The following is a 6,540-nucleotide window of genomic DNA, read 5'->3' on the forward strand; positions in this document are numbered from 1 at the left end:
GCTCCCTGTTTTTCTTTTACGTTTCAACATTTCATTATTGTCCAGCTTCAACGATCTGCCCCTCGAGGTCGTTTTCCTCCTTTCCTCGACACAAAAAGCGTGTCTGTGTACAGGAGGTTAAACGCTTGTCGGGGCAAATCGATCGTTTCAGCATTTCAAACTATATATCTAAGTTTTTCACGTACTGTGCGTTTTCTTGGATAAAGTCACGGCGTGGTTCAACTTTATCACCCATTAGGATATCGAACGTTTCATCAGCAGCCATTGCATCTTTCATCTCTACTTGAAGCAATGTACGTGTTTCAGGATCCATCGTTGTTTCCCATAGCTGAGTAGGATTCATCTCTCCTAGACCTTTATAGCGCTGAAGCGCGGGTTTTGGAGTTTGTGGAAGCTCACTAAGCAGCTTTTCAAGCTCTTTATCGTTATAAACGTATTCAACCCGTTTCCCTTGCTGAACTTTATATAGCGGCGGCTGCGCGATATAAATGTATCCATGTTCAATGATCGGACGCATGTAGCGGAAGAAGAATGTCAGAAGCAATGTACGAATATGTGCACCATCGACATCTGCATCGGTCATGATAATAACTTTATGATAACGAGCTTTTGTGATATCAAATTCATCGCCAATACCTGTACCAAGCGCTGTAATGATTGCTCGAACTTCATTGTTTGATAGAATCTTATCTAACCTTGCCTTTTCTACGTTGATGATTTTACCTCTTAATGGCAAGATCGCTTGGAAATGGCGGTCACGTCCTTGTTTTGCAGAACCACCGGCTGAGTCACCCTCAACCACATAGATTTCTGAAATGCTGGCGTCTTTAGAAGAACAGTCAGCCAATTTACCTGGCAGTGCTGAAACTTCTAATGCACTTTTGCGGCGCGTTAATTCACGAGCTTTTTTAGCAGCGACTCGAGCACGGAGCGCCATCATTCCTTTTTCAACGATTGCTTTTGCAACAATCGGATTTTCCATCATGAACGATGAAAAAGTTTCCGAGAAGATAGACTCCGTAATTTGTCTCGCTTCAGAGTTTCCAAGCTTCGTTTTTGTTTGTCCTTCAAACTGAGGATCCGGGTGCTTGATTGAAATGATCGCTGTTAAACCTTCACGCACATCTTCACCTGTAAGGTTTGTATCGTTGTCTTTAAACAAACTGTTTTTACGGCCATAATCGTTTATAACACGCGTAAGAGCTGTTTTAAAACCGGATTCATGTGTTCCGCCTTCGTGGGTATTAATGTTGTTTGCAAAAGAATAAATATTGCTTGCATAGCTATCATTGTATTGGAATGCGATTTCTACAGAAATCCCATCTTTTTCTCCTTCAACGAAGATCGGTTCTTCATGCAGTACTTCACGCGTACGGTTGATATGCTCAACGTATGATTTAATACCGCCTTCATAATGATATTCCTTCACTTCAGGCTCTTCACCGCGTTTGTCTTGAGCAATAATGCGCAAACCGCGGTTCAAATAAGCAAGTTCTCTTATACGATTTGAAAGAGTTGGGAAATCATATTCTAATGATTCTGTAAAAATTTCAGGGTCTGGCTTAAAGTGCGTAAGAGTACCTGTTTTGTCTGTTTCACCGATTACTTTCAGGTCTGCAGTCGGTACACCGCGCTCATATTTTTGATAATGCAGTTTGCCGTCACGTGATACTGTAACTTCCAGCATCGTGGATAGTGCATTTACAACGGATGCACCTACACCGTGCAGTCCACCGGAAACTTTGTATCCGCCGCCGCCAAATTTTCCTCCAGCATGGAGAACGGTCATAATAACTTCCAGTGCCGGTCTTCCCATCTTTTCGTGCATACCGACAGGAATACCACGGCCGTTATCTTCGACAGTAATACTATTGTCTTCTTCAATCGTTATGCGGATCGTGTCACAATAACCTGCCAACGCTTCATCGATTGAGTTATCTACGATTTCCCATACAAGATGGTGGAGTCCGCGTACGTTCGTAGCACCAATATACATACCAGGTCTTTTCCGAACGGCTTCAAGTCCTTCTAATACCTGGATATTACTTTCATCATATTGTGGTTGTAACTGTTGTTCAGTCGTCAATTGGTTCACCTTCATTCTGGTTTAAAAACGCTTTATTTATAAAACCTTTATTTTATATTCCAGCCATTTTCAAGTTCGAGGCGTTCAGAGGCTCTCTTTTTTAACGTTGATGCAGAAAGGGGGGATAAATAGATTGTTTTGTCAGTAATAATAACCGATTTAGGAGCATTGCCGCTTAAGTCTGTTAATGTCTGATTTTTCTCATGCTTTTTAAGAAACTCTTTCGCAAGTTCTGATACCTTTAAAGCATTCACATCTAAAATGGCCAATACATCTTTAGAATGAATGACTTCCTCATCTCCTAAATGTAAAAGCATATACCCTCACCTCATTTCAATCGCTCTATGGAGCCTGAATGAACTTGATATGTTGCGGCCTTGAACAATGTTTCATGATGAATGCCTTCTACACTGGTCGTCGTAACAAAGGTTTGAACTTTTCCTTGGATCGTGTTTAACAGATGAGATTGTCTGAAATCATCTAATTCGGAGAGAACATCATCCAGCAATAGTACGGGATATTCACCTACCTCGGAATGAATCAGATCGATCTCGGCTAACTTCAAAGAGAGTGCTGTCGTTCGTTGCTGTCCTTGGGATCCGAACGTTTGAACATCTTTTCCATTAACGGAAAATAACAAATCATCCCGGTGCGGTCCGAATAAGGTTGTTCCCCGCTCAATCTCTTTTTCTTTTATTTTACCAAATTTCTGTTGAAACGCTTCTATCATTTTCGACAAATCTGCTTCATCACATACCTCTATCGTAGGTTTATAATGAATTTTCAAGCTTTCCAGTCCTCTTGATATTCCATGGTGGATCGGTTCGGCCCATTTTTGCAGTTTATCCATATAAGTTAAACGCTTCAATGTGATACGTGCCGCTTTATCTATCATCTGCTCTGTTAAAATTTCAAGCATCGTCATGTTTTCCGTACTTTTATTCCGATACATGTCCCTTAACAAAGAATTTCGCTGAGACAGAATTTTTTGGTACACCGATAAGTCATTCAGATAAACAGCATTAACCTGCCCGATTTCCATGTCAATAAAACGACGACGCACCTGCGGACTGCCTTTTACAAGATTTAAATCCTCAGGTGCAAACATAACAACATTGAAGTGTCCAACGTAATCGGTTAGACGCCGTTGTTCAATGCGGCTGATTTTCGCTTTTTTTCCTTTTTGTGAAATAACAAGACTTAAATCAAAAGAGCTGTTTCTCTTTTTTATACTACCTTCTATTTTAGCATACTCTTCGTCCCAAGTTATTAACTCTTTATCTTTTGCCGTTCGATACGATCTAGCCATGGCCAAAACATAGATAGATTCCATGACATTTGTTTTCCCTTGTGCGTTTTCGCCAAGAAAGACATTGACCTTATTTTCAAAACTAAGGGACTGTTGTTTATAGTTGCGGTAGTTCCTCAGATGAAGCTGTTCAATATGCAAAGGGATACCCCCTATTCCGTTGTTACCTGAATCTCTCCTAAATCTGGAATGGACACGACATCACCCGCATATAATTTTTTACCTCGGCGTGTTTCATGTTCTCCGTTCACAAGAACTTCATGTTCAGCTAAATACCATTTTACCATGCCGCCGGATTGGATGACATCAGTTGTTTTCAATAGTTGCTGAAGGGTAATAAATTCTGATGTGATTTTAACATTTTGCATTTTTTTGCCTCCTAAAAAAATTTCATTATGTTCTAGTGTCCCCAAAAGCGATCTCTCTTAGAAAGAAAATAAAAGCTACCGGTCTTCCGGCAGCTTTATATTTAGTAAGTTCTTACCGGCAAGATTAATTGACGGATGGAATCTTCTCCTACAGGTTGAATTAAGAAAGGACGCATTGCCCCAGTAAAGAGGACGCTGATTTCAGAGCAGTCCATTACTTTCAGAGCTTCCATGACATATTTAGCATTAAAAGAGATTTTCAATTCTTCGCCTTCAATCTCTTCTGCAATGATATGTTCAAAAACTTTACCGATCTCAGGTGAGTTCGATGATATTTCAATGGTTTGGTTATCGAGTGATGCAAGTTTTACTACATTGTTTCTTCCTTCTCTAGCTAATAATGAAGCCCGGTCGATTGCTTGCAAGAATTCTTTTGTCTTTAAAACAAACGTTGTTTTGCTTTCTGAAGGAATCAACTTAGTTGTATCTGGATAATTCCCGTCTAATAAACGAGAGAATAATAAGATATTCTTCGCTTTAAATAGGATTTGGTTGTTTGTCACAACGATTTGTACTTTCTCAGCATTCTCATCAATAATCTTGGACAGTTCATTCAAACTTTTGCCCGGGATGACGACGTTTTGAAACGAAAGATCATTAGCATTAGAATCAATCGGCATTTTGCGCTGCGCCAGTCGGTGACTATCTGTTGCAATACAGTTTAACACTCCGTCTGATAACGTCCAGTTCACACCAGTAAGTATAGGGCGTGTTTCTGAGGTGGACACTGCAAAGACAGTTTGGCGAATCATTGTTTTAAGAAGATCACTTTGAATTTCAAAAACAAGATCTTCCTCAATTTGCGGTAGGTGAGGATATTCTTCAGGATCTAAGCCTAATAAACTAAATTCAGATGAACCTGAGCGAAGAGTTGTTTCAAAACGTTCCCCGACCTCAATTTCTACTGTATCATTCGGTAGTTTTTTTACGATTTCTGAAAAATAACGAGCAGGAAGAACAACGCTTCCTTCTTTTGATACTTCGATATGTACGTGATCGTCTTCTTCAACTGGGATAAGTCTTTCAATCGAAATATCAGAATCGCTACCAGTTAAATGTACACCATCAAATGTAACTTCCATTTTGATACCCGTTAGAATAGGAATTGTAGTTCTAGAAGATACAGCTTTCATGACATCTTGAACAGCTTCAATCAACTGGTTCAATTGAATCTTAACTTTCATTTTTTTTACCCCCTGTTATTTATTAAAATCTTTAAAAAAATAGTAGTAATAGTAATAGGCGCTGTGAATTTGTGGATAAGCCCAAAATACAAATATATAACAGCCTATCCACATGTGGACAGACTGTGTATAAATGCGTACAAGTTATTCACAGTATTCACCGGTAATCATTAGATTGATTTTAACTGATCATGTATCTCTTGTACTTTCTTTTGCAGCATATGATCTATAATAAGTAACTTGGAAATTTTTTCATGGGCATGGAGAACGGTAGTATGATCACGGCCGCCAAATTCTTCGCCAATTTTAGGAAGCGAATTATCTGTAAGCTCTCGAGATAAATACATAGCGATCTGTCTTGGGAAAGCAACTGTTTTCGTTCTCTTTTTAGCCGTAAAATCTTCTAGCTTTACATTATAATGCTTGCCAACAACTTCTTGTATATGATGAATAGTAAGAGTCCTCGGTTTGGCAGATGGGATGATGTCCCGCAATGCTTCTGCTGCTAAATCAGCATTCATATCTTGATTAATTAATGATGAATAAGCAACAACACGAATAAGTGCACCTTCAAGCTCACGAATGTTTGTATCGATTTGATTTGCGATATACAGCATTACTTCATTAGGTATATCGAGACCTTCTGCTTTCGCCTTCTTACGTAAAATCGCAATCCTCGTTTCTAAGTCCGGCGGTGTAATGTCGGTAATTAAACCCCATTCAAAACGTGAACGAAGTCTGTCTTCCAAGGTTGGTATTTCCTTTGGAGGACGGTCACTCGAGATTACGATTTGTTTACTTTCCTCATGAAGCGCATTAAATGTATGGAAAAATTCCTCTTGAGTTGATTCTTTTCCAGCGAGGAATTGAATATCATCTATTAAAAGCACGTCTATGCTGCGATACTTATTGCGAAATTCTACCGCTTTGTTATCACGGATAGAGTTAATAAACTCATTTGTAAATTTCTCTGATGATAAATAAACAACTTTTGCTCTTGGATTGTGCTCCAGTACATAATGTCCGATCGCATGCATTAAATGTGTTTTTCCTAAACCAACACCACCATAAATAAATAGCGGATTATATGCTTTAGCCGGCGCTTCTGCAACTGCTAGCGACGCAGCGTGAGCGAAACGGTTTCCTGAACCGATAACAAACCGGTCAAATGTATATTTCGGATTTAGCATACTTTGAGAAACTTCTTCATGCGGTTCTTTATGCGGTTTTGGAGCTTTCTTCATCGCTTGTTCTAAATCTAAGTCTAATTCTGCTTGATTTTGCGGAATGATGAACTTTACATCAAGTGCAGCACCCGTAACGTCCAATAATGTTTCAGAAATAATGCCAGCATATCTGGATTCTAGCCAGTCGCGGGCAAATTCATTCGGTGCTGTTATCACAAGCGTATCATTTTGCAATGCATGAGCTGTTGTAGATTTTAACCAGGTTTCAAAGCTTGGCTTACTGACTTTTGTTTCTATTGCAGCTAGCGCTTTGGACCATAGGTCATTTATATTTTCCAACCAATTT

The 6,540-nt window shown here is 39.4% G+C and carries 6 protein-coding genes; all 6 read right to left on the reverse strand.

What is annotated here, in order from left to right; translation table 11 throughout:
* Nucleotides 1–160: 160 nt before the first annotated feature.
* The 6 genes from gyrB to dnaA all read right to left on the reverse strand — a co-directional run bounded on the left by gyrB (nt 161) and on the right by dnaA (nt 6,533).
* Nucleotides 161–2,101 (reverse strand): DNA topoisomerase (ATP-hydrolyzing) subunit B, encoded by a 1,941-nt coding sequence (gene gyrB / locus RGB74_RS20055; protein ID WP_310760943.1) that lies wholly within the window; start codon nt 2,099–2,101, stop codon nt 161–163.
* Nucleotides 2,102–2,133: 32 nt separating this feature from the next.
* Nucleotides 2,134–2,403, reverse strand: a complete 270-nt coding sequence (gene remB, locus RGB74_RS20060) for an extracellular matrix regulator RemB (protein WP_310260480.1) — start codon at nt 2,401–2,403, stop codon at nt 2,134–2,136.
* Between the two features lie 11 nt (nt 2,404–2,414).
* Nucleotides 2,415–3,536: a DNA replication/repair protein RecF gene (gene recF / locus RGB74_RS20065; protein WP_310760944.1), complete on the reverse strand. Its 1,122-nt coding sequence runs from the start codon at nt 3,534–3,536 to the stop codon at nt 2,415–2,417.
* Between the two features lie 11 nt (nt 3,537–3,547).
* The gene (gene yaaA, locus RGB74_RS20070) at nt 3,548–3,763 is read right to left on the reverse strand and encodes a S4 domain-containing protein YaaA (protein ID WP_310760945.1); all 216 of its coding nucleotides are present in this window, start codon (nt 3,761–3,763) and stop codon (nt 3,548–3,550) included.
* A 101-nt stretch (nt 3,764–3,864) separates the two neighbouring features.
* Nucleotides 3,865–5,007, reverse strand: a complete 1,143-nt coding sequence (gene dnaN, locus RGB74_RS20075) for a DNA polymerase III subunit beta (RefSeq protein ID WP_310760946.1) — start codon at nt 5,005–5,007, stop codon at nt 3,865–3,867.
* Between the two features lie 170 nt (nt 5,008–5,177).
* On the reverse strand, nt 5,178–6,533 hold the full coding sequence (dnaA, locus tag RGB74_RS20080; RefSeq protein ID WP_310760947.1) for a chromosomal replication initiator protein DnaA: 1,356 nt from the start codon (nt 6,531–6,533) through the stop codon (nt 5,178–5,180).
* Nucleotides 6,534–6,540 lie beyond the last annotated feature (7 nt).

Source organism: Bacillus sp. NEB1478 (genome assembly GCF_031582965.1).
Classification (GTDB): Bacteria; Bacillota; Bacilli; order Bacillales; family Fictibacillaceae; genus Fictibacillus.